Origin of the sequence: Roseovarius sp. CAU 1744 (assembly GCF_039839345.1) — a bacterium.
GTDB lineage: Bacteria > Pseudomonadota > Alphaproteobacteria > Rhodobacterales > Rhodobacteraceae > Roseovarius.
In genome coordinates, this window is the sequence record NZ_JBDOQV010000001.1 from 44360 (window position 1) to 64501 (window position 20142).

Below are 20142 nucleotides of genomic sequence, written 5' to 3' on the forward strand. Positions count from 1 at the left end.
GGCGTCACGCGCCGGGCAGATCGTCCTCGAGGAAATAGCGGATATTATCCTCGAAGCTTGCATCGGCTTCCAGCCCCAGATTTTCGGCCTTGGCGGCGCGGATATCCATGCGCCAGCCGTCAAGGATGGGGTCCAGTTCGGGTTGCTTTTCCCAGGTGATCAGCCGCGCGGGTTCCGGCCCGGCAACCGCGGTCATCGCATCGACCATCTGCTGGATGGTCCAGACCCGGCCGGGCATCGGCATACACCGGTTCAGGACCAGGTCTTCGGCGGACAGCTCGGCCCCCTTGATCAGGTTTTCGACGCATTTGCGCGGCGAAAGGTAGTAATGGTTGAAATCCGGGGATACCGGGCAGTTGGCGGTTTGCCCCTGCAGCGGTTCGCGAAAGATCGACGACATGAAGCCCGATGCCGCGCGATTGGGCTTGCCCGGCCGAACCGAGATCGTGGGCAGGCGGAACCCGCGCCCGTCGATCAGGTTTCGGCGCGAGAAGTCGGTGACCAGCAACTCGCCGATCGCCTTTTGCGCACCGTAGGAGGTCTGCGGGTTCAGGCCCGTGTGATCGGTAAAGGGCTGCGGCACCTCGCCGCCATTGACCGCGATGGAAGAGGTGAAGACCAGCACCGGCTTGGTTCCCAACGCGCGGGCGCGCTGAAGCACGTTGAGGGTGCCCATCATGTTGATCGTCAGCCCAGCATCCAAATCTTCCTCGGCATGGGCGGATACGATTGCGGCCAGCAGGTAGATCACGTCTGTCTCTGCCGTCACGCAGCCCGCCACCGAGGCCGGATCGGCGATGTTGCAGGTCATGGCCTCTACCGGTACGGGGCTGTTGGCGATGGGTGCCGGATCGGCGATATCGGCAAGCGTGATTTTCGCGATCGCCTTCCCGCGCAACTCTCCGCGTGCTGCCAGCGCCCGGCCCAGTTTCTGGCCGATGACACCGCCGCCGCCGATGATCAGGATGTTCATGGGTTTCCTCCTTGAAATATCTCCGGGACAAGCGCGCCCCGCGATTGAACGACCTTTGCCGCCAGTTCCATCGCGCTGCGGGCAGCGGCATCGGGGATTTGCCCGCCCGCCAGACCGGCCAGAAACGCCGCGCCGAAACTGTCGCCGGCGGCAGTGGTATCGACGACATCGCGCACCGCCACCGCGGGCAGCGTGCGGGTACCGTCCGCATCCGATAGCGTCAGCGCGCCGCCGCCATCCTTGACCGCCACGATCTGCGCGCCGCACGCGCGATACCGCGTGATGGTCTCCGCCGCCGTGACATCGCCGAACAGCCAGCTTTCCTCGTCAAAGGATGGCAGCACCACATCCGCCACCCGCGCCCCCATCTGCATCCCCGCCTGCATGGTATCACGGTCCTCCCACAGGCGCGGGCGCAGGTTGGTGTCAAAGGCCACCTGCGCGCCCTTTGCGCGTGCCGTCGCCAGGGCATCGCACAACCTGAGCCGGGCCTGTGGCGGCAAGATCGCCAGGGTTATGCCGGAAAAATAGATGAAATCGCGCCCCGCGAGGATCTGCGCAAGCCAGTCCGGATCGTCGGCCAGCATCCGCGCCGCCGACTGCCCGCGCCAGTAGGAAAAGCTGCGCTCGCCCGCGTTCAGGCTGATCATGTAAAGGCCCACGGTGCGGTCTTCGTGCCGCCGAAGGGCCGATATGTCGATCCCCTCTGCCACCATGAAGGCGCTCATTTCGTCAGAAACCGCATCGGTGCCGATGCAGCTGCCATAGCTCACGACCCACTCGGCAGGCAAAAGGCGGCGGGCGTACCAGGCGGTGTTGAACGTGTCCCCGGCAAAACCGCGCCGGTAAAGCCCGCCACCCGCATCGGCCAGTTCGACCATGCATTCACCTATGGCCAGGAAAGATCTGGTCACAAGATCACCCGATGTTCTTCCTGGCCTTTCGCGTCGACGCGCAGGCAGTATGTGCACCCGTCCTGCCCGGTCGGGTCGTTCATCTCTAGCCGCGCAGTGGTCACGTAAAGCATCTGCAGGTCGGATCCGCCAAAAGCAGGGCAGGTGGTCCGTATCGCCGGAAAATCATAGTGCTGCAATTCTTCGCCCGCGGGCGAAAATACCGTAACCTTGCCATGCCCGTAATGCGCGCACCACATGTTTCCGCCCGTATCCACCACCGCCCCGTCCGGGCGGTAGCGGTCTGCTGGCAAATCCAGGAACCGTTCCGGTTCGCCTTTGGGCCAGCCTTCATCATCCAGCGATTGCCGCCAGATGCGGCCGGTCGGGGTATCGGCCAGATAGGCAAAAGCACCATCCGGGGCAAAGCACATCGCGTTGGGGATCGACCACGGCGCGAACAGCCGCCGCAATTCACCGCGGAAATAGCGATAGATCGCGCCGGCCCCCGGCTCCTTGTTCTTGCCCATCGTCCCGATCCAGAACCCGCCAAATGGGTCCGCGCGCCCGTCATTCGACCGTGTCACCGGGTTCTTCGCCTCAAGATCGCAGATCGTGCGGCGCTTCCCGGTTTCGAGATTGAAGTCGATCAGCGCCGTTTCCGAGGCGACCAGGAGCCGGTCATCGTCAACCCACCCGGCGGCCGAGACATGTTCGTCGAATTGCCACATCTGTCGGTCCTCTCCGGTGCGAGTGTACAGCCGGTGGGCATTTATATCGAACCAGAAGAACTGACCGCGCCCGGGGTGCCACAGCGGGCCTTCCCCCAAGGCACACCGGGTATCGTCGAAGATCGCAGGCGCGTTCACAAGAGCCCCCGTCCCGCAAGGTTTCGCATCAGCGCGGCCGTGCCGAAATCCCACGGTGGGCATTCTGTGGAAAGCCGCACGGTATTGCGCAAACTTCCCAGCGATGGCTCGCTGATTGTCACCACGTCACCCGGGTGATGGGTAAAGCCCTGCCCGGCCCCGTCGCGATCCTTCACCGGGGCGAACATCGTGCCAAGAAACAGAAAGAAGCCGTCGGGGTATTGGTGATGCGGCCCGATGGTCTGGCCGACGATGTCCTCGGGCTTGCGGCTGATCTTGGTCATCGAGGAATGGCCGTCGAGTGCGAAGCCATCCTGCCCCACGACCTGCATGGTCAGTTCGGCCCTGTGAATGTCGTTGATGCCGAAGTTGTTGTCGAACAGGCGCAGAAACGGGCCGATGGCGCATGAGGCGTTGTTGTCCTTGGCCTTGCCCAGCAACAGCGCCGAACGCCCCTCGACATCGCGCAGGTTGACATCGTTGCCAAGCGTGGCGCCGACGACCCGGCCCTTTGCGTTTGCCGCCAGAACGATTTCGGGTTCGGGGTTGTTCCAGCGGGAGACCGGGTGCAGCCCCACCGCCGCGCCTGACCCGACGGCGGCCATGGGCTGGCACTTGGTGAACACTTCGGCATCCGGCCCGATGCCGACTTCGAGATATTGCGACCAGAGACCTTCCTCCTGCAGAACCGTCTTGACCTGCATCGCCTGCGCTGATCCCGGTTCGATTCCCGAGAGGCTGTCGCCGATCACCGCGCTGACGCGCGCGCGGATTGCCTCGGCCCGGTCGGGATCGCCCGCTGCCTGTTCCTCGATCACCCGCTCGACCATGCTTTCGGCAAAGGTGACACCTGCGGCCTTGATCGCCTGCAGGTCTGGCGGGGCGAGAAGGCGCAGATCATTCCCGCCCGCGGTTTCGGTTGAAGCGGTCTCGAGCGTGGCCAGGGTGCAGAGAGTCTCGCCCGGTGCGGCACGGGCCGTGGCGGCGGGATCGTCCGTCTCCAGCAGCGCCTGCATCGTGGGTATCCGGCAGTGAGTGATGTCCGTCACCGCGTCATCGTCCAGCCGTACCAGCGCCGGGCCGACGCCGGGCCGCCACACGCGGCCGACCAGCAGGGCATTTCCATCGGCAGGGATCATTTCGGGCTCCTGGGTTGCGGGGGCAACAGCTTGCCGGGGTTGAGGATGTTATTGGGATCGAACCCGGCCTTGACCATGCGCATGTAGTCCAGCGCAGCGCCGTGTTCATCGTCCATGAATTTCTGTTTGCCAAGACCGACGCCGTGCTCGCCGCTAACGGTACCGCCAAGGCGGAGCGCGGACTTCGCCAGCGCGCTGGTGAACGCCTCGGCCTGTTCCATTTCGGCGGCGTTGCCGGGATCGACGCTGAGGCCCACGTGAAAATTCCCGTCGCCCACATGGCCGACGATCGTGGCGGTCAGCCCCCGCTGCACGGCATCGGACTGGGCCTGCCGCACCGCCTCGGCCAGGCGCGAGATCGGCACGCAGACATCCGTGGGCCAGATATGCCCGCCCGTGCCCAAGGCCGCGCTGGCATAATGCGCCTTGTGCCGCACCTCCCACAGCGCATTGCGGTGCTCGGTGCTGTCGGCGGTCTGCCAGCCTTCGGCACCGAACTCGGCAGCGATCTCTCCGAAGGCCGTGCGCTGTTCGGCCACCGCCGCCGGGCTGCCGTGAAATTCGAGGAAAAGATGCGGCATTACGGGCAGGTCGGTTTTGGCGTAGGCATTGAACCCCCTGACCATCATTTCATCCAGAAGCTCGATCCGGGCCATGGGAAGGCCGGATTGGATGGTAAGAATGACGCAGTTCACCGCATCTTCGACGGACGCGAAACGACAGGTTGCGGCGGTGATCGCCTCGGGGATGCCCTGCAGGCGCAATGTCAGCTCGGTGATGATGCCAAGCGTGCCTTCGGAGCCGATCAGCAGATGGGTCAGGTCGTAACCGGTGGCGCTCTTGCGCGCCTGGCTGCCGGTGCGGATCACCGTGCCGTCGGCCATTACCGCCTCGAGCGCCAGGATATTTTCACGCATGGTACCGTAACGCACGGCGGTGGTGCCGCTGGCGCGCGTCGCGGCCATCCCGCCGAGGGTGGCATCCGCACCGGGGTCGACCGGAAAGAACAGGCCGGTGGCCCGCAGTTCTTCGTTGAGGCGCTTGCGGGTGATGCCCGGCTGGACAGTGGCGTTGAGGTCTTCGGCCCTTACGCCCAAGACGCGGTTCATCCTTGTCATGTCGAGGCTGAGACCGCCAGCTGTCGCCAGATGCTGGCCTTCCAGGCTGCTTGCCGCGCCATAGGCCGTCACGGGAATCCGGTGCGCGTTGCAGATGCGCAAGATGGCCGAGACCTCTGCCGTGGTTTCCGGATAGGCCACCGCATCGGGTGGTGTGTCGGGATAATAGGTTTCGTTGCGCCCGTGCTGGGTCCGGTCCGCCTCGGACGTCACCAGCCGTTCACCCAGAAGCGCCTGCAATTCGTGAATTGCCGCGTCGATCACCATCATTTCCCCCATCTCAGCACCAACGGGTCGAGCGGTTGCAAGTGGTCCATCAGCAACGCCCGCGTGTCCGGATGCAGCGGCGGGATCGGATGGCGGCAGAAATCCGAGGCGATCACGCCGCCCTCGACCATGGCCGCCTTGGCCGCGCGGAAACCGCATTGCCGGTTTTCGTGGTTTACCGCGGGCAGCACGCGGGCATAACCGTCCATGGCCGCCTGCCGCTTTCCAGCCAGGAAATCGCGCACGATCGGGCCGATCAGGTCAGGGATCATGGCGCTTGTCATCGTGCCGGTCGCCCCGGCATCGAGATCGGCAAGCAGGGTGATCGCTTCTTCGCCATCGAACGGACCTTCGATGGCCGCGCCGCCCTCGGCAATCAGTGCCCGCAGCTTGGCGGCGGCCTGGGGGCATTCGATCTTGAAGAGGCGCAGTTGCTCGATCTCCTGTGCCATGCGCACCAGCAGGGGTACCGGCAAATCGACACCTGACAGCGGCGCGTCCTGCAACATGATCGGAATGCCGACCTCGCCCACGGCGCGGAATTGTTCAAGGGTCTGCTGGGCCGTGCCCTTGAGCAGTGCACCGTGATAAGGCGGCATCATCATCACGAAATCAGCCCCCAGATCCTTGGCGAACTGCGCCCGTTCCACCACGATCGGCGTGGCGAAATGGCTGATGGTGACAATCACCGGAACCCGGCCCGCCACGTGTTCCAGCGACAGGCGGGTCAGCGTTTCGCGCTCGTCATCGGAGATCAGGAACTGTTCGGAAAAATTGGCGAGGATGCAGATGCCGTCTACCTGCTGGTCGATCATGCAATCGAGCACACGCTTCATCCCTTCTTCATCGATCCTGCCGTCGGGCCGGAACGGGGTAGGGGCCACGGGCCAGATGCCGGAATAGGTGGAATGGGTCATGGGCGCGTCATCCTCCGTGTTGGTCTCTTCATCCGCTACCGCGCGTTGCCGACCAGAGCGCAAGAGCCACAACCCCCAGCATCGACAGTGCCATGAAGATATTGATCATCCGCTGCGTGCGGTCGGCCAAATCGAGCCGGTGCAGCGACACCCCGGCCCAGAGCCATGCCAGGTGAATCGGGATCCAGATCGTGTTGATGATGGCGGCTTTGGTTACCATCTCGAACAGGAAGGCGTCGGGCGCGTAGTTGAACCCGGTGATGAGCGAGGTGTTGACTGCGTAGGCCTTGGGGTTGATCGCCTGCAAGAGGACGCCGCCGGTGATGCCGGGCGGCTGTCTGGCGCGCATGAAGGCGACCCGAGCCCCGGCAAAGGCGATCCGTGCGGCGAGGTAGAGCAGGTAGCCCACCGAGGCCAGCATCAGCACCGTCCGCAGCCAGGGTGTCGACAGGATGATCGCCGCAAGTCCGGTCATCACCGCCAGCATGACCATGTTGGTGCCGATGAAGAGGCCAAGCACAAAGCGCAGGGAGGGTGAGAAACCATAGGCCGCGCCGAAGCCCGCCGTGGTCATCACTCCGGGCCCCGGCGTGATGATCAGGAACAGGACGGCGGCGGCAAAGGTCAGCATTGGCTAAAATCCAGTTGCACCTTCATGGCCTGCGACCGGTCCGAAGCCGTGGCGAAGGCGGCGTTGTAATCCGGCAGGGGAAAGCTGTGCGTGATCAGGGGTTTGACATCGATCAGCCCCTTTTCCATCAGCGCGATGGCCACGGCAAATTCCTCATGGAACCGGAACGAGCCGCAAAATGACAATTCCTTGGCGGTGATCTGCATCATCGGCAGGCGCATGTCGCCCGACAGGCCCAGCTGCACCACTGTCCCGCGCGGGCGCAGCGCCGCGATGCCGCCGACCAGCGCCGCTTCGGCGCCGGAACATTCGAACAGCAGGTCAAGGCTGCCTTTGTCCTTGGTATAGGGCGCAAGCGCATCCGGGTCCGTGGCCGTGTTCAGGGTTACGTCCGCCCCGGCCGCGCGGGCAAAGCCAAGCCCGTTCTCGGCGATATCCGTGGCGATGATCCGGGCGGCCCCGGCCCGCCGTACCGCCAGGATCACCAGCACGCCGATCGGGCCGCAGCCGGTCACCAGAACCTGCCGGCCCAGCATTTCACCGCCGCGCCGCACCGCATGCAGGGCAACGGAAAGCGGTTCCGCCATGGCCGCTTCGGCAGCGGAAAGTCCGAGGGCGGGCACGCATTGCGCCGCGTCCGCGACGAGCGTCTGGCGAAATGCCCCCTGGATATGCGGGAACGGCATGGCCGAGCCGTAGAAGCGCATGTGCAGGCACTGGTTCGGCAGCCCGCGCAGGCATTCGCCGCAACTGCCGCAGGGGCGCGAGGGGGATACCGCCACCATGTCACCCTCTGACAGCCCGTCAACGCCGACGCCAAGGGCGTCGATCACGCCTGCCACCTCGTGCCCGAGGATCATCGGCTCGCGTAGGCGCACGGTGCCGAACCCGCCGTGATTGAAATAGTGCAGGTCCGAGCCGCAGATGCCGCCCCGGATCATCCGCACGCGCACCTGGCCCGGACCGGGTGCGGTATCGTCGCACTCTTCAAGGCGCAAATCCTGCGCCGCATGGACATAGAGCGCTTTCATCGCCGCGCCTCCTTCGGGCTTGACCTTGCATCGCCGCAAAAATGGTATACCATTTTATCAAGGCGGGTTCGGCCGCGAATGTCAATGCCCGGGGATGCCTGCGCAGGGAGGAATGATGAAACTCTTTGATCTGACGGGCCGCACGGCGCTGGTGACAGGTGCTTCGATGGGCATCGGCCTGGCCCTGGCACGGGGCCTGGCGCAGGCCGGGGCGCGGCTGGTAATCAACGCGCGCAACGCAGAACGGCTTGAGGACGCTGCCAAGGCTCTGCGCCGCGAGGGCGCGGCAGTGGACACGCTGCCCTTCGATGTCACCGATGCCGAAACGGCACGCGCGGCGATCGACGGCTACGAGGCGCAGACCGGCCCGATCCACATCCTGGTCAACAATGCCGGCATGCAGCACCGCGCGCCGCTCGAGGCCTTCGAGGCCCAGGACTTCGACCGACTGATGCGCACGAATGTCCACTCGGTCTTCTATGTGGGTCAGGCGGCGGCGCGGCACATGATCGGACGCGGGGCGGGCAAGATCATCAACATCGCCAGCGTGCAGGCACAGCTCGCCCGGCCGGGGATCGCACCCTACACCTCGAGCAAGGGCGCGGTGGCCAACCTGACCAAGGGCATGGCGACGGACTGGGCGAAATACGGATTGAACTGCAACGCCATCGCACCGGGCTATTTCGACACGCCGTTGAATGCCGCGCTGGTCGCCGATCCGGATTTCTCAGCCTGGTTGGAAAAGCGCACGCCTGCGGGCCGCTGGGGCGAGGTCGCGGAGCTGGTGGGCGCCTGTGTTTTCCTGGCCTCGGACGCGGCGAGCTTTGTCAACGGTCACACGCTTTTCGTCGATGGCGGCATCACCGCAAGCCTTTGAAGGAGGAACGGAATTGAGCGACAAACCAGTAATCGGCTTCATCGGCGTCGGCCTGATGGGGCACGGCATGGCCAAGAACATCCTGCAGGGCGGCTACGATCTGTGGGTCATGGGCAACCGCAACCGCACGCCGGTCGAAAGCCTTGTGTCGATGGGCGCGAAGGAAGCAACGAGCGCCAGGGAAATGGCGGCGGCCTGCGATATCATTCATCTCTGCCTGTCCAATTCGCCCCAGGTCGAGGCGGTCATTCGTGGCCCCGACGGCATTCTTGCCGGCGCGCGCGAAGGGTTGATCGTCATCGACACGACCACCGCGGATCCGGTATCGACCATGGCCCTGAACGGGGAAATGGCGGCAAAGGGCGTAAAGATGGTCGATGCGCCCCTCGGGCGTACCCCGAAAGAGGCCGAGGCCGGCACGCTTGACGCCATGGTGGGATGTGACGAGGCCGATCTGGAAGTGGTGTCACCGGTCATCGGGTGCTGGGCCGGAACGATCACCCGTGTCGGGCCCACGGGCGCGGGTCACAAGATGAAGCTGCTGATGAATTTCCTTGGCGCGGCCTATGCGGCGCTCTATTCCGAGACCGCCGCGCTTGGCGCCAAGGTCGGCATCTCGCCGCATACCTTCCGCGAGGTGATCGGCCCCAGCCGGCTGGGCAGCGGCTTCTTCGACACGTTCATGACCTATGTCTGCGACCGCGACAGGGAAGCACACAAGTTCACCATCGCCAACATGTCCAAGGATATCCGTTACGTGAACGCGATGGCCACCGACGCCGGGGTGATGAACGTGATGGCCGCCGCCGCGCGTCATTACTTCACCCATGCCGAGGCGATAGGAGCAGGGCAGGACTACGTGCCGATGCTGTCGGATCACGTCGGCCGCCTTAACGGTCTGAACATGGAAGACGAGGTGCAAAAGGAGCGTTGAACAATGCTGAGCCAGGCGCAAAGGGACTTCTACGCCGGAAACGGCTATCTGCTGGTCGAAAATGCGGTGACGCCCGCGCAGCTGAACCGCCTGCGCGAGATTACCGCACGGCTGATCGACGCATCGCGCACGGTAAGCGAAAGCAACGATGTCTATGACCTCGATGCCGGGCACGGGCCGGACAGCCCGCGCCTCACGCGGATCAAGATCCCGCATAAGCAGGATCCCTACTACTGGAACCTGTTGCGCAATTCGGCAATGACACAGGTGCTGAACGACTTGCTGGGCCCCGATACCACGCTCCTGACCTCGAAGCTCAACACCAAGGCCCCCGGCGGCGGGCGGGCGGTGGAATGGCATCAGGACTGGGCCTTTTACCCCCACACGAATGACGATCTGTTGGCGTTCGGCCTGATGCTGGAGGATGTCGACGAACAGAACGGCCCCCTGATGGTGATCCCGGGCAGTCATCGCGGCCCGATCCTCGATCATTCGGCCAACGGGGTTTTCGCCGGGGCCATCAACCCCGACGATCCGTTGTTCGAGCCAGAAAAGGCCGTCACCCTGACGGGAAAGGCGGGCAGCATGACGGTGCATCATGCACGCATCCTGCACGGCTCGGCCCCGAACAAGAGCGACCGGGCGCGGATGATCCTGTTCTACGAATGCGCCCGCGCCGACGCCTGGCCGATCCTGGGGTCGAATTCCTATTTTCATGCCCTCGGACAGCGCCGGTTCTGGGACGATCTGCAGGACCGCACGATCACCGGCGTCCCGTGTCTCGCGCCGCGACTGGAACAGGTGCCCGTCACCATGCCCTTGCCGCCCGCGCCGGATACCGGATCGATCTTCCGGACCCAGGAATCGGCGGGTGCCAAAAGCGCCTTTGCCAGCGCCGGATCCGGGCGTACCTCATGACGATCACCGCGGCACGGGGTCATGTGCTGCAAGCCGGCTTGCACAAGAACAATCTATCGCGATCAGCGTCCAACCACGCCGCCGTGCATCCGGGGGCAGGCCACCCTCAGCGCGGGCTATGTGGCCATACGCGACAGGCCAGGGAGCGGTGTATCACCGGACCGGGACTTTCTTGGGCGTTTCGAGGTTGACTGATGGGCCGTTTCGCCCGCAGCGTCAGCTCTGTTCGATAACGGCGCGGCCATCGGCAATCATCTCTTCGATCGCGTCCATCCGGCAGAAACCGTCTCGCACCTTGGTCTCCAGTTCTTCCTCCGCGTTACGGACGCGGGCCAGTTGTGCGATCACCTTGTCGATATCCGCCAGTGGCACCACCACCACGCCGTTGCGGTCTGCGACAACCAGATCACCGCTGACCACCCTGCGGCCACCGATAACGGCATCGAACCCCACCCGCGCGGGGCCATTGGAATAGGGCGAATTGGGGCTGAGCCCGGTGCACCAGGCGGGCAGGCCCGCCGCGACGATGCCATCGTAATCGCGCATCTCGCCGTCGGTCACGAAACCGGCCGCGCCCTTGTTCTTCATCATCCCGCAAAACTGATCGCCCGCGGCCGAGCAATTGCGGTGACCATGCACCGCCGCCACGATTACATCGCCCGGCTCCAGGATATGCAACGCGCCCATGGTGCCCAGGATCTCGGCCGGCCCGTTATCGGCAACCAGCGCGGGGCCAACGGCGCGACAGTCGATATCGCGACCGTTGCCGATGGGTCCGATGCGGGCATCAAGCGCCCCCTGTCCACCCATCGCATCGCAGACAAAGCCGGTGGGAACATCGCGGAAGGCATCGATCTGGTCCCTGGTGGGGCGCGGAAAATCCCGGCGCAGGGTCAGAATGGGTGGTTCTTCGATCATGGTAGGGTTCCTGTATCCAAGGCATCAGAGATGCGGCATCGGGCTGCTCTGAGGCGCCGGATAGGCCGGCGGCATCCTTTGTTTCACGATAATATCCCGGATGCCTCCGGTATCGGCAAGCTTTGCCCTTGCATTTGGTATACCAAATGGGAATGCTGTCACAAGGGGCGTTTGCCTGAGCGGCTGCGGCGCATGACAAAAGGGAGGACAATCCGATGGCAGAAACCCGTGCTGGCAAACGATTCCGGTCGCAGGAATGGTTCGACAATCCCAACAATCCGGGCATGACGGCGCTTTACGTCGAACGCTATCAGAACCAGGGATACACGCGCGAGGAACTGCAGGGCGGCAGGCCCGTCATCGGTATCGGGCAAACCGGGTCGGATATCGCGCCTTGCAACAAGATCCATGTGTTCCTGATGGACCGGATCAAGGCCGGTATCCGCGAGGCGGGCGGCATCCCGATGGAGTTCCCCGTCCACCCGATCCAGGAAACCGGCAAACGGCCCACGGCGGCGCTGGACCGGAACCTGCAATATCTGAGCCTTGTCGAAGTGTTGCACGGGTACCCGATTGACGGCGTGGTGTTGACCACGGGCTGCGACAAGACCACGCCGGCGATGCTGATGGGCGCGGCAACGGTGGATCTGCCGGCAATCGCGCTGAATGGCGGGCCGATGCTGGATGGCTGGTGGAAGGGCAAGCGCTCTGGGTCGGGCATGATCGTGTGGGAAAGCCGCCGTCTGCTGGCTGCGGGTGAAATCGACTACGAAGAGTTCATCAACCGGGTCTGTTCATCCGCGCCCAGTCTGGGCCATTGCAACACGATGGGCACCGCCAGCACGATGAACGCCATGGCAGAGGCTCTGGGAATGTCGCTGACCGGCAACTCGGCGATCCCGGCACCGTTCCGCGAACGCATGGCAATGGCCTATGAGACCGGCAAGCGGATCGTCGGGATGGTTCACGAAGACCTCAAACCGTCCGACATCATGACGCGCAAAGCGTTCGAGAATGCCATTGTCGTCAATGCCGCCATCGGCGGGTCGACCAACGCGCCGCCACATCTGCAGGCCATCGCGCGCCATATCGGTGTCGATCTGGATGTCAGGGATTGGGAGGCGATCGGCTTTGACGTACCGCTGATGGTCAACATGCAGCCCGCGGGCGAATATCTGGGCGAAAGCTTTTACCGGGCGGGCGGCGTACCGGCGGTGATGGGAGAGCTGACCAAGGCCGGGCGCCTCCACGGCGATGCAATGACGGCCACCGGAAAAGACATGACCGCCAATCTGGACGGCTGGGAAAGCCAGGACCGGAAGGTGATCACCACCTATGACGCGCCGCTGCGGGCCAACGCGGGTTTCAAGGTTCTCTCGGGCAACCTTTTCGATTCGGCGCTGATGAAAACCAGCGTGATCTCGGACGATTTCCGCCAGCGGTTTCTGTCGGAGCCCGGCAATGAAGGCGTGTTCGAGGCCCGCGCCGTGGTGTTCGAGGGGCCCGAGGATTACCACGACCGGATCAATGATTCCGCGCTTGGCATAGACGAACACACCATCCTCTTCATTCGCGGTGTCGGCTGTGTCGGCTATCCGGGCTCGGCCGAGGTGGTGAACATGCAGCCGCCGGACGCCATCATCCGCCAGGGCATCAATCACCTGCCGACGGTCGGAGATGGCCGCCAGTCCGGCACGTCGGAAAGCCCCTCGATCCTCAACGCCTCGCCCGAAAGCGTTGTCGGCGGCGGGCTGGCCTACCTGAAAACCGGCGACAGGGTGCGGCTTGATCTAAATGCCTCGACCATGAACGCGCTGGTCGACGCGGCCGAATGGCAGGCCCGAATCGACGCCTGGGAGGCACCGGAAATCCGGAGCCAGACCCCGTGGCAGGAGATCTACCGTACGCATGTGGGGCAACTTGCCAATGGCGGCTGTCTTGAACTGGCCACTGCATATCAGAAAGTCGGCCGCGATCTGCCGCGCGACAATCACTGAGGGAGACGCCCATGAAGACCATCATCATCACCGGCGGCGGCGGCGGCGTGGGCCGCGCGACCGCCCATGCGTTTCTGAGTGCCGGGTGGCGCGTCGGGCTGGCCGGGCGCCGGGCCGGGCCGCTGGAGGAAACGGCAGGCGGAAACGCGAACGCCCTGGTCCTGCCCTGCGACGTGGCCGACGAAACCCAGGTCGAGGCCGCGTTTGGCAAGGCTGCCGGGGAATGGGGGCATCTCGATGCAATCTTCAACAATGCGGGCGTCAGCCTGCCCGGCGCGCCGGTTGACGAGATTTCCGTCGCTGACTGGCGCAGGCTGATCGACATCAACCTGACCGGCAGTTTCATCTGCGCCCGTGCCGCTTTTGCCCTGATGCGCAATCAGGATCCGCAGGGTGGGAGGATCATCAACAATGGTTCTGTTTCGGCCCATGTCCCCCGATGGGGTTCGGCACCTTATACCGCCTCGAAACACGCGATCACCGGCCTGACCCGCAGCCTCAGCCTGGATGGCCGGCCCTTCGGCATCGCCTGCGGTCAGATCGATATCGGCAACGCGCTGACCGAGATGGCCGCGAAGATGACCCAGGGTGTGCCGCAGGCCGATGGCTCGGTCGCGGTGGAACCGGTGATCGACGTGACCCATGTCGCAAGTTCGGTGCTGCATATGGCCGGGCTGCCGCTGGATGCCAACGTACAGTTCATGACGGTCATGGCCACGGCCATGCCCTATATCGGGCGGGGCTGAGCCATGCCCAAGATCAACCGCCTTCTGATGACGGGCGCCGCCGGGACAATCGGTCAGCAGATCCGGGCGGGGCTGACCGATTTCGCCGCGCATGTGCGGCTGTCCGACATCGCCGATATCGGGGTGGCAAAACCGCCCGAGGAATTCGTGGCCTGCGACCTGACGGATCCCGAGGCCGTGCGTGACATGGTGCGTGAGTGCGACGCAATCCTGCATTTCGGCGGCATCTCGACCGAGAACCGCGCCGACCTGATCCACCGGGTCAATATCGACGGCACCTATCACCTCTACGAGGCCGCGCGAAAGGAAGGCGCCCGCCGCATTCTCTTTGCAAGTTCGAACCATGTCATCGGCTTCCACCACCGCGAAACGCGCCTGACGGCATCCTCTGCCATCCGGCCCGACAGCAATTACGGCGTTTCGAAAGCCTATGGTGAGGCACTGGCGCGGATGTACTGGGACAAATACGGGATCGAAACCCTGATCCTGCGCATCGGATCCTGTTTTCCCCGGCCCAAAGACCGCCGAATGATGGCGACCTGGATGTCCGCTGCCGACCTGCTGCGTCTGATCGGCGTGATGCTGGAATGCCCCCGGCTGGGATGTCCGATCGTCTATGGCGTCTCGGACAATGAGGAATGCTGGTGGGACAATGGCGAAACCGCCTATCTCGGCTGGAAACCGCAGGATAGTTCAGCACAGTTCGCGCATCTTTTCGCGGATGACCCGGCACCGGATCCGAACGACCCGGCGGTAGTCTATCAGGGCGGTGGATTTGCCAGAGCGGGGCATTACGAGGACTGATCGGCGCGCGCGACTGGCTGCGTGCCGTGCCGCTCGCGGTGCCAAATATAAAGCCCCGACGCGATGATGATCAGGCCGCCGCCAAGGGTCCAGATGGTAGGCCAGGTCGCAAACACCACGATACCCGCAAAGGCCGCCATGAAAATCTGGCTATAGATCATCGGGGCCAGGATGGATGCATCGGCCCAGCGATGCGCAATGGTTGCAAGACTGTGGCCGGTCATGCCGAAGAAGCCGATCAGGCACAGGATCAGCCATTGCAGCCCGCTATCCGGCCAGACCCAGACTGCCCAGCCGAAGGGCGCAAGCACGAGCGATGCCAGCCCCGCCGACCAGACCTGTTGCGTCGCATTGGTTTCAACCCCCGCAAGCATCCGCGTCATAATGAAATAGAGCGAGGCGATCACCAGCGCGGCAATCGAATAGAGCATCGCCGGATGGAACTCTGCCCCCCAGGGTTGGATCACCACCAGGACGCCCACGAACCCGGTGCAGACCGCAGCGATCCGGCGCAGCCCGACCTTTTCGCCCAGGATGGGAATTGCCAGGAGGGTCACGACAATGGGACCAGCGAACATGATCGTCGTGGTCACGGTGATCGGCAGCGATTGCAGCGCGATGAAATTGCAGATGGTCGAGCCGAACAGAAGGAGTGAGCGGATGAACTGCTTGACCGGAGCGTGCGAGCGAAAGGCATCAAGCCCTTCCTGCGGCAGGTAGATGATCGCGGCATAGATGAAATGCCCGAAATAACGTGCAAAAACCACTTGCAGAACCGGCAGGCCCGTGAGCGTCAGCCACTTGGCCGAGGTGTCGATGCAGGTGAAAAAGATCACCGCGCAGAACATGGTCATCACGCCGGCGGCGATACGGTCTTCGCGGGGTCTGGGTACGCTCAACGGGTCTCTCCGGCGGCCGGTTACAGGTTACAGGGTCATGCCACCATCGATGGCCAGGCACTGCCCGGTCATATACCGGCTTTCATCACTTGCAAGATACACCACCAGATCGGCAATCTCCTGCGCCTCGCCCAGTCGGCCCATCGGCTGCCGGGCCACGAATGCCGTCATCGCCGCGTCGTAATCCCCCGTGGCTTTCAGCCGTTCATGCAGCGACGGGCTGTCGACGGTACCGGGCGCGATCGCATTGCAGCGGATCCCGCGGGTAACGTAGTCGGCGGCGATCTGTTTGGTCAGCCCGATCGTGGCCGCCTTGGAGGTGCCGTAGATGAACCGGTTGGGCAGCCCGCACAGGCTTGAGCAGACCGATGCGATATTCACAATTGCCCCTCCCCCCCGTTCGACCATCCCCGGAATGACCGCCTGGGACGCATGGAAATGCGCCCGCACGTTCAGGTTCATGGCAAAGTCGAACTCTTCATCGGTGGCGTCAAGGATCGTGCCCGCATGCACCACGCCCGAACAATTGACCAGAATATCGGGCCGGGCCCCGGTCACCGCCTCTACCAGCGCGGACTTGTCCAGCACATCGAGCGCGAAACTGTCGACTACATCGAGCCCCGCCAGCAGATCGCCGTTCAGGTCGGTGGCGATCACATGCGCGCCTTCCCGTGCCATCGTCTCGGCGCTGGCCCTCCCGATCCCTTGCCCCGCCGCGGTGACGAACGCGCGTTTGCCTGCCAGCCTCATGGTTGTTCACGCCCCAGATGCTGTGCCATCCAGTCCACCATTTCCGGGACCATGATTTCACCAGCGCCGCCATCGCAGGCCTCCCGCAGGGTAGCATCGGCGGCGCCCGACATGCGGCTCTGCAGGCCCATATCCGCAAGCATCTGCCGGTAATATCCCACGTCCTTTGCAGCATTCGCGACGGCGAAACCCAGATCGTTCTTTCCCTCCACCGCATAGTTGCGGATAAAATCCATCATGCCAGACCGCAGCGGCCCGGCCGACATGACATCATAGAGCGTCTGCCGGTTGATCTTAGCCGCATCGGCGGCGGCAAAAGCTTCGGACATCGCGACCGCGATCGTCATGCCGTAGAAATTGTTGATAAGCTTGATCGTGTGGCCATTGCCCAGCTTGCCAAGGTGAAAGACGTTTTCACCGACCACGTCCAGAACCGGCTTGACCTGCGCATAGGCGGCTTCATCCCCCGCACACATGATGTTCAGCAGCCCGTCCTTGGCATGGGCCGGCGTGCGCCCCAGCGGCGCGTCGAGATAGGTCGCGCCCCTGGCTGCGAGATCATCGCCGATCTTCAGTGTCGAAGCGGGCAGCGAGGTGCCGAAATCAATCACCACCTGGCCCGGTTTCGTTCCGGCCAGAACGCCGTCATCGCCATAGATCCGTCCTTCGACTTGGGCCGACGTGCCGACGCAGAGCATGACGATATCGCAGCTTTCCGCCAGCTCACGCGCCGACCCGGCCTCGTGCCCGCCACGGGATAGCGCCTCTTCGATCCCGGTGCGATCGCGATTACCCAGTACCGTCACGTCATAGCCTGCACCCTGCAGGCATTCGACCATGGCGCGGCCCATCAGCCCGAGCCCGATAAATCCGATCTTTGGTTTGGTCATTCGAACCTCCTCATGTTCCTCTGTAATCGCCCGGTACCGCACCGGCCCGCACCGGGCCGCCGGTTTTGCCCGACAGCGCGGCGGCCAGCGTCATTTCCAGCGCCGCAATCCCTTCGGCGCCCCGACATAACACGTCGTCATCCTTGCCGGTCACAAGGGCGGCAAAGCGGTTCACCTGCTCCAGCAGAGGGTCGACCTTCTGTAAACCGGGCCCTGATGTGCAGTGCAACGGCTTTGACCAGTCGGCCTCGCCCGCTGCCGACGTGCCCCAGCGGGTCAGCGACGGAAACTCCATTGCCCCCTCTGTGCCGGCGATGCGGATGTAATCCTTGCCAGAGATGGCGATTGCAGGATTCTCGCCCGTCGCCGCTTCGAAACTCCAGGGGGACGCACCGGCATCTGAAATCAGAAACGAGCCCAGAGTGCCATTTTCAAACCGGAACGCGATGGCGGCGGTGTCTTCGATTGCCAGTCCGCGCCGGGCCGAGGAAGTCAGCGTAGTGACCTCACTGATGCCTCCGATCAGAAAGTGCAGCAGGTCGATTTCATGGCTCAGATTGGTCATCAGCGGTCCCGCGCCTGCTTGTCTGCGCCATTCGGGCTCATAGTAGGCCGTGTGTTTGCTCAGGCACCACATGCCCTGAAGCCCGACCAGTTCGCCCAGTTCCTGCACCGCCTGCCGGGCTGCCGTGACAAACGGGTGGCAGCGGCGGTGATGACCCACGATCAGGGGCAGCGCGGCTGCCTCTGCCGCGGCGATCAGGGCGCGGGCGTCATCCAGCGTGGCGGCGACCGGCTTTTCCACCAACACCGCAAGGCCCCGTCGCAAGGCGGCCTCTCCGCTTGTCCGGTGATCGGGGGTCGGTGTGGCGATCACCGCCGCGCCTCTCGGCGGGCACATCGGTCAGCGAGGCCACCACTGGCAGACCCGCGCGCGCAAGCCCCGCACCCCGCGTGGCGTCGGCCTCGACCACCGCGGTCAGGTGAACGCGGTCCGAAACCTGCGCCACCTCGACATGGCGCATCCCGATCGACCCAGCTCCGACAATGCACAGCGGCAGCGGTGCGGCCATCACATCACCGCGCCGATCTGCCAGGGCACGAATTCGTAATCCCCCAACCCCTGCGCCTCGGATTTCGATGTTGTGCCCGAGGCCAGCTTTAGCCACGCCTGGTAGATCTCGCGCCCGACCTCCTCGACGCTGGCGCCGTCGGTCAGGATGCGCCCGGCATTCACATCCATGTCGTCACCCATGCGCTGGAACATTTCGCTATTGGTGGCAATCTTCAGCGTCGGCGCGGGCTTGGAACCGAAGGCCGAACCGCGCCCGGTGGTGAACACGACCAGGTTGCAGCCGCTGGCGATCTGGCCGGTCACGCTGGCCGGGTCATATCCGGGGCTGTCCATGAAGGTGAAGCCCCGGGCAGTCACCGGCTCGGCATATTTGTAGACCCCCATCAGCGGTGTCGTGCCCCCCTTGGCCGCCGCCCCCAGAGATTTTTCTAGGATCGTGGTCAGTCCGCCCTTCTTGTTGCCCGGGCTGGGGTTGTTATCCATGCTGCCCAGGTTGCGGGCGGTGTAATCCTCCCACCAGCGGATGAGCTCCAGCAACCTGTCGCCCACCTCGCGATTGGCCGCGCGGGCGGTCAGCAGATGTTCGGCACCGTAGATTTCCGGCGTCTCGGCCAGCACACCGGTACCGCCCTGTGCCACCAGAAGGTCGCAGGCATAGCCCACCGCAGGATTCGCGGTAATGCCGGACCACGCATCCGATCCGCCGCATTGCAGGGCCACCATCAGTTCCAAGGCAGGGCATGTCTGGCGCTCTACGTCATTGACCAGCGGCAGCATCGCTTCGATCTTGCGAATCCCCAGTTCGACGGTCTTGCGCAGGCCACCCACGTCCTGGATGTTCATGGTCTGGAACAGGGGGCCCGGCACCAGCCCGAAAGCCTCGACCAGCCAGTCGATCTGGTTCATCTCGCAGCCCAGCCCGGCCATCAGCACGCCGCCCACATTCGGGTGCCTTGCATAGCCCCACATCACCCGCTGCAGGGCCTCGAACCCGTCGCCGGACCCGGCCATGCCGCAGCCGGTGCCGTGAACGAAGGCTACCACGCCGTCCACGTTCGGAAAGGCCGCCAGCCGGTCGGGCGAGAAATGGGCAGCGATCATCCGCGCTGCCGTTGCCGAGCAATTCACCGAGGTCAGAACCGCGATGTAGTTGCGCGTGCCCACCCGGCCCGAGGCGCGCCGGTAGCCCATGAACGTATCGGCCTGTGCCGCAGTCGCCACCGGGGTCACATTGGTCGAGAATTCATATGCGGCTTCGACCGAGCGGAACTCCAGATTGTGGGTATGCACATGGGCGCCCTCGGCGATGTCGCTGGCGGCATAGCCGATCACCTGAGCGTATTTGCGCACCTTGTCTCCCTTGCTGATCGGCTGCGTCGCCAGCTTGTGACCGCGCGGAATAAGTTCGGCGGCGCCCGCCTCGCCCGGGGCAAGCTGGGTGATCGCGGTGACCACGTTGTCGGCCTCTGACAAGCGGATGGTTTTCATGGGCGGCC

At 64.1% G+C, this 20142-nt stretch carries 21 protein-coding genes; 6 read left to right on the plus strand and 15 right to left on the minus strand.

Features of this window, described 5'->3' with window-relative positions; all coding sequences use genetic code 11:
* Nucleotides 1–4: 4 nt before the first annotated feature.
* From denD to AAFO92_RS00290, 8 genes are read right to left on the minus strand one after another with little or no spacing between them, the layout of a single operon-like run.
* Nucleotides 5–973 carry a D-erythronate dehydrogenase gene (gene denD / locus AAFO92_RS00255; protein WP_347532425.1) on the minus strand — a complete coding sequence of 323 codons (969 nt, stop codon included), beginning with the start codon at nt 971–973 and terminating at the stop codon, nt 5–7.
* A complete protein-coding gene (locus tag AAFO92_RS00260; RefSeq protein ID WP_347533341.1) occupies nt 970–1854 on the minus strand; it encodes a sugar kinase in 885 nt (294 codons plus the stop codon). Before AAFO92_RS00260 ends, denD begins: the two co-directional genes overlap by 4 nt.
* Nucleotides 1855–1883: 29 nt before the next feature.
* The gene (locus tag AAFO92_RS00265; RefSeq protein WP_347532426.1) at nt 1884–2789 is read right to left on the minus strand and encodes an SMP-30/gluconolactonase/LRE family protein; all 906 of its coding nucleotides are present in this window, start codon (nt 2787–2789) and stop codon (nt 1884–1886) included.
* Nucleotides 2732–3874 carry a fumarylacetoacetate hydrolase family protein gene (locus tag AAFO92_RS00270; RefSeq protein WP_347532427.1) on the minus strand — a complete coding sequence of 381 codons (1143 nt, stop codon included), beginning with the start codon at nt 3872–3874 and terminating at the stop codon, nt 2732–2734. Before AAFO92_RS00270 ends, AAFO92_RS00265 begins: the two co-directional genes overlap by 58 nt.
* Nucleotides 3871–5259, minus strand: coding sequence for an FAD-linked oxidase C-terminal domain-containing protein (locus AAFO92_RS00275; RefSeq protein ID WP_347533342.1), 1389 nt, complete (start codon nt 5257–5259; stop codon nt 3871–3873). Before AAFO92_RS00275 ends, AAFO92_RS00270 begins: the two co-directional genes overlap by 4 nt.
* On the minus strand, nt 5259–6176 hold the full coding sequence (locus AAFO92_RS00280; protein WP_347532428.1) for a dihydrodipicolinate synthase family protein: 918 nt from the start codon (nt 6174–6176) through the stop codon (nt 5259–5261). The genes AAFO92_RS00275 and AAFO92_RS00280 overlap by 1 nt, the downstream gene beginning before the upstream one ends.
* 28 nt (nt 6177–6204) lie before the next feature.
* Entirely contained in the window at nt 6205–6807 is a 603-nt protein-coding gene (locus tag AAFO92_RS00285) for a LysE family translocator (RefSeq protein ID WP_347532429.1), read from the minus strand.
* Entirely contained in the window at nt 6801–7838 is a 1038-nt protein-coding gene (locus AAFO92_RS00290; RefSeq protein WP_347532430.1) for an L-idonate 5-dehydrogenase, read from the minus strand. Before AAFO92_RS00290 ends, AAFO92_RS00285 begins: the two co-directional genes overlap by 7 nt.
* 115 nt (nt 7839–7953) lie before the next feature.
* Between AAFO92_RS00290 and AAFO92_RS00295 the strand changes: the two genes are divergently transcribed.
* Genes AAFO92_RS00295 through AAFO92_RS00305 form a run of 3 tightly spaced genes read left to right on the plus strand, consistent with a single transcriptional unit; the run spans nt 7954 to nt 10567 of the window.
* Nucleotides 7954–8715: an SDR family oxidoreductase gene (locus tag AAFO92_RS00295; RefSeq protein ID WP_347533343.1), complete on the plus strand. Its 762-nt coding sequence runs from the start codon at nt 7954–7956 to the stop codon at nt 8713–8715.
* A 13-nt stretch (nt 8716–8728) separates the two neighbouring features.
* Nucleotides 8729–9649, plus strand: coding sequence for an NAD(P)-dependent oxidoreductase (locus AAFO92_RS00300; protein WP_347532431.1), 921 nt, complete (start codon nt 8729–8731; stop codon nt 9647–9649).
* A 3-nt stretch (nt 9650–9652) separates the two neighbouring features.
* Complete coding sequence (locus tag AAFO92_RS00305; protein WP_347532432.1) at nt 9653–10567, plus strand: phytanoyl-CoA dioxygenase family protein; 915 nt, start codon at nt 9653–9655, stop codon at nt 10565–10567.
* A gap of 216 nt (nt 10568–10783) precedes the next feature.
* Here the strand turns inward: AAFO92_RS00305 and AAFO92_RS00310 are convergent, their stop codons facing one another.
* Nucleotides 10784–11485 carry an RraA family protein gene (locus tag AAFO92_RS00310; protein WP_347532433.1) on the minus strand — a complete coding sequence of 234 codons (702 nt, stop codon included), beginning with the start codon at nt 11483–11485 and terminating at the stop codon, nt 10784–10786.
* Between the two features lie 215 nt (nt 11486–11700).
* On the opposite strand from AAFO92_RS00310, the gene AAFO92_RS00315 reads away from it, so the two are divergent.
* The 3 genes from AAFO92_RS00315 to AAFO92_RS00325 are packed head-to-tail and all read left to right on the plus strand — an operon-like array spanning nt 11701 to nt 15032.
* Nucleotides 11701–13482 (plus strand): IlvD/Edd family dehydratase, encoded by a 1782-nt coding sequence (locus AAFO92_RS00315; RefSeq protein ID WP_347532434.1) that lies wholly within the window; start codon nt 11701–11703, stop codon nt 13480–13482.
* Between the two features lie 11 nt (nt 13483–13493).
* The gene (locus tag AAFO92_RS00320) at nt 13494–14228 is read left to right on the plus strand and encodes an SDR family oxidoreductase (protein ID WP_347532435.1); all 735 of its coding nucleotides are present in this window, start codon (nt 13494–13496) and stop codon (nt 14226–14228) included.
* Between the two features lie 3 nt (nt 14229–14231).
* Entirely contained in the window at nt 14232–15032 is an 801-nt protein-coding gene (locus AAFO92_RS00325) for an NAD(P)-dependent oxidoreductase (RefSeq protein WP_347532436.1), read from the plus strand.
* Here the strand turns inward: AAFO92_RS00325 and AAFO92_RS00330 are convergent.
* The 6 genes from AAFO92_RS00330 to AAFO92_RS00355 are packed head-to-tail and all read right to left on the minus strand — an operon-like array spanning nt 15020 to nt 20134.
* Nucleotides 15020–15931 carry a DMT family transporter gene (locus tag AAFO92_RS00330; protein ID WP_347532437.1) on the minus strand — a complete coding sequence of 304 codons (912 nt, stop codon included), beginning with the start codon at nt 15929–15931 and terminating at the stop codon, nt 15020–15022. The two genes, AAFO92_RS00325 and AAFO92_RS00330, sit on opposite strands and share 13 nt — an antisense overlap.
* Nucleotides 15932–15958: 27 nt before the next feature.
* Nucleotides 15959–16681 carry an SDR family oxidoreductase gene (locus tag AAFO92_RS00335; protein ID WP_347532438.1) on the minus strand — a complete coding sequence of 241 codons (723 nt, stop codon included), beginning with the start codon at nt 16679–16681 and terminating at the stop codon, nt 15959–15961.
* Complete coding sequence (locus AAFO92_RS00340; protein WP_347532439.1) at nt 16678–17571, minus strand: NAD(P)-dependent oxidoreductase; 894 nt, start codon at nt 17569–17571, stop codon at nt 16678–16680. The genes AAFO92_RS00335 and AAFO92_RS00340 overlap by 4 nt, the downstream gene beginning before the upstream one ends.
* A gap of 10 nt (nt 17572–17581) precedes the next feature.
* A complete protein-coding gene (locus AAFO92_RS00345) occupies nt 17582–18448 on the minus strand; it encodes a Gfo/Idh/MocA family oxidoreductase (protein WP_347532440.1) in 867 nt (288 codons plus the stop codon).
* Nucleotides 18345–18644, minus strand: coding sequence for a hypothetical protein (locus AAFO92_RS00350; protein WP_347532441.1), 300 nt, complete (start codon nt 18642–18644; stop codon nt 18345–18347). Before AAFO92_RS00350 ends, AAFO92_RS00345 begins: the two co-directional genes overlap by 104 nt.
* Nucleotides 18644–20134: an altronate dehydratase family protein gene (locus AAFO92_RS00355; protein WP_347532442.1), complete on the minus strand. Its 1491-nt coding sequence runs from the start codon at nt 20132–20134 to the stop codon at nt 18644–18646. The genes AAFO92_RS00350 and AAFO92_RS00355 overlap by 1 nt, the downstream gene beginning before the upstream one ends.
* Nucleotides 20135–20142 lie beyond the last annotated feature (8 nt).

Coding starts and splice junctions, on each gene's coding strand:
- denD (WP_347532425.1), bottom strand. CDS start 973: ATGAACATCCTGATCATCGGCGGCGGCGGTGTCATCGGCCAGAAACTG.
- AAFO92_RS00260 (WP_347533341.1), bottom strand. CDS start 1,854: ATGGTCGAACTGGCCGATGCGGGTGGCGGGCTTTACCGGCGCGGTTTT.
- AAFO92_RS00270 (WP_347532427.1), bottom strand. CDS start 3,874: ATGATCCCTGCCGATGGAAATGCCCTGCTGGTCGGCCGCGTGTGGCGG.
- AAFO92_RS00275 (WP_347533342.1), bottom strand. CDS start 5,259: ATGGTGATCGACGCGGCAATTCACGAATTGCAGGCGCTTCTGGGTGAA.
- AAFO92_RS00280 (WP_347532428.1), bottom strand. CDS start 6,176: ATGACCCATTCCACCTATTCCGGCATCTGGCCCGTGGCCCCTACCCCG.
- AAFO92_RS00285 (WP_347532429.1), bottom strand. CDS start 6,807: ATGCTGACCTTTGCCGCCGCCGTCCTGTTCCTGATCATCACGCCGGGG.
- AAFO92_RS00290 (WP_347532430.1), bottom strand. CDS start 7,838: ATGAAAGCGCTCTATGTCCATGCGGCGCAGGATTTGCGCCTTGAAGAG.
- AAFO92_RS00295 (WP_347533343.1), top strand. CDS start 7,954: ATGAAACTCTTTGATCTGACGGGCCGCACGGCGCTGGTGACAGGTGCT.
- AAFO92_RS00305 (WP_347532432.1), top strand. CDS start 9,653: ATGCTGAGCCAGGCGCAAAGGGACTTCTACGCCGGAAACGGCTATCTG.
- AAFO92_RS00310 (WP_347532433.1), bottom strand. CDS start 11,485: ATGATCGAAGAACCACCCATTCTGACCCTGCGCCGGGATTTTCCGCGC.
- AAFO92_RS00315 (WP_347532434.1), top strand. CDS start 11,701: ATGGCAGAAACCCGTGCTGGCAAACGATTCCGGTCGCAGGAATGGTTC.
- AAFO92_RS00320 (WP_347532435.1), top strand. CDS start 13,494: ATGAAGACCATCATCATCACCGGCGGCGGCGGCGGCGTGGGCCGCGCG.
- AAFO92_RS00325 (WP_347532436.1), top strand. CDS start 14,232: ATGCCCAAGATCAACCGCCTTCTGATGACGGGCGCCGCCGGGACAATC.
- AAFO92_RS00335 (WP_347532438.1), bottom strand. CDS start 16,681: ATGAGGCTGGCAGGCAAACGCGCGTTCGTCACCGCGGCGGGGCAAGGG.
- AAFO92_RS00340 (WP_347532439.1), bottom strand. CDS start 17,571: ATGACCAAACCAAAGATCGGATTTATCGGGCTCGGGCTGATGGGCCGC.
- AAFO92_RS00350 (WP_347532441.1), bottom strand. CDS start 18,644: ATGGCCGCACCGCTGCCGCTGTGCATTGTCGGAGCTGGGTCGATCGGG.
- AAFO92_RS00355 (WP_347532442.1), bottom strand. CDS start 20,134: ATGAAAACCATCCGCTTGTCAGAGGCCGACAACGTGGTCACCGCGATC.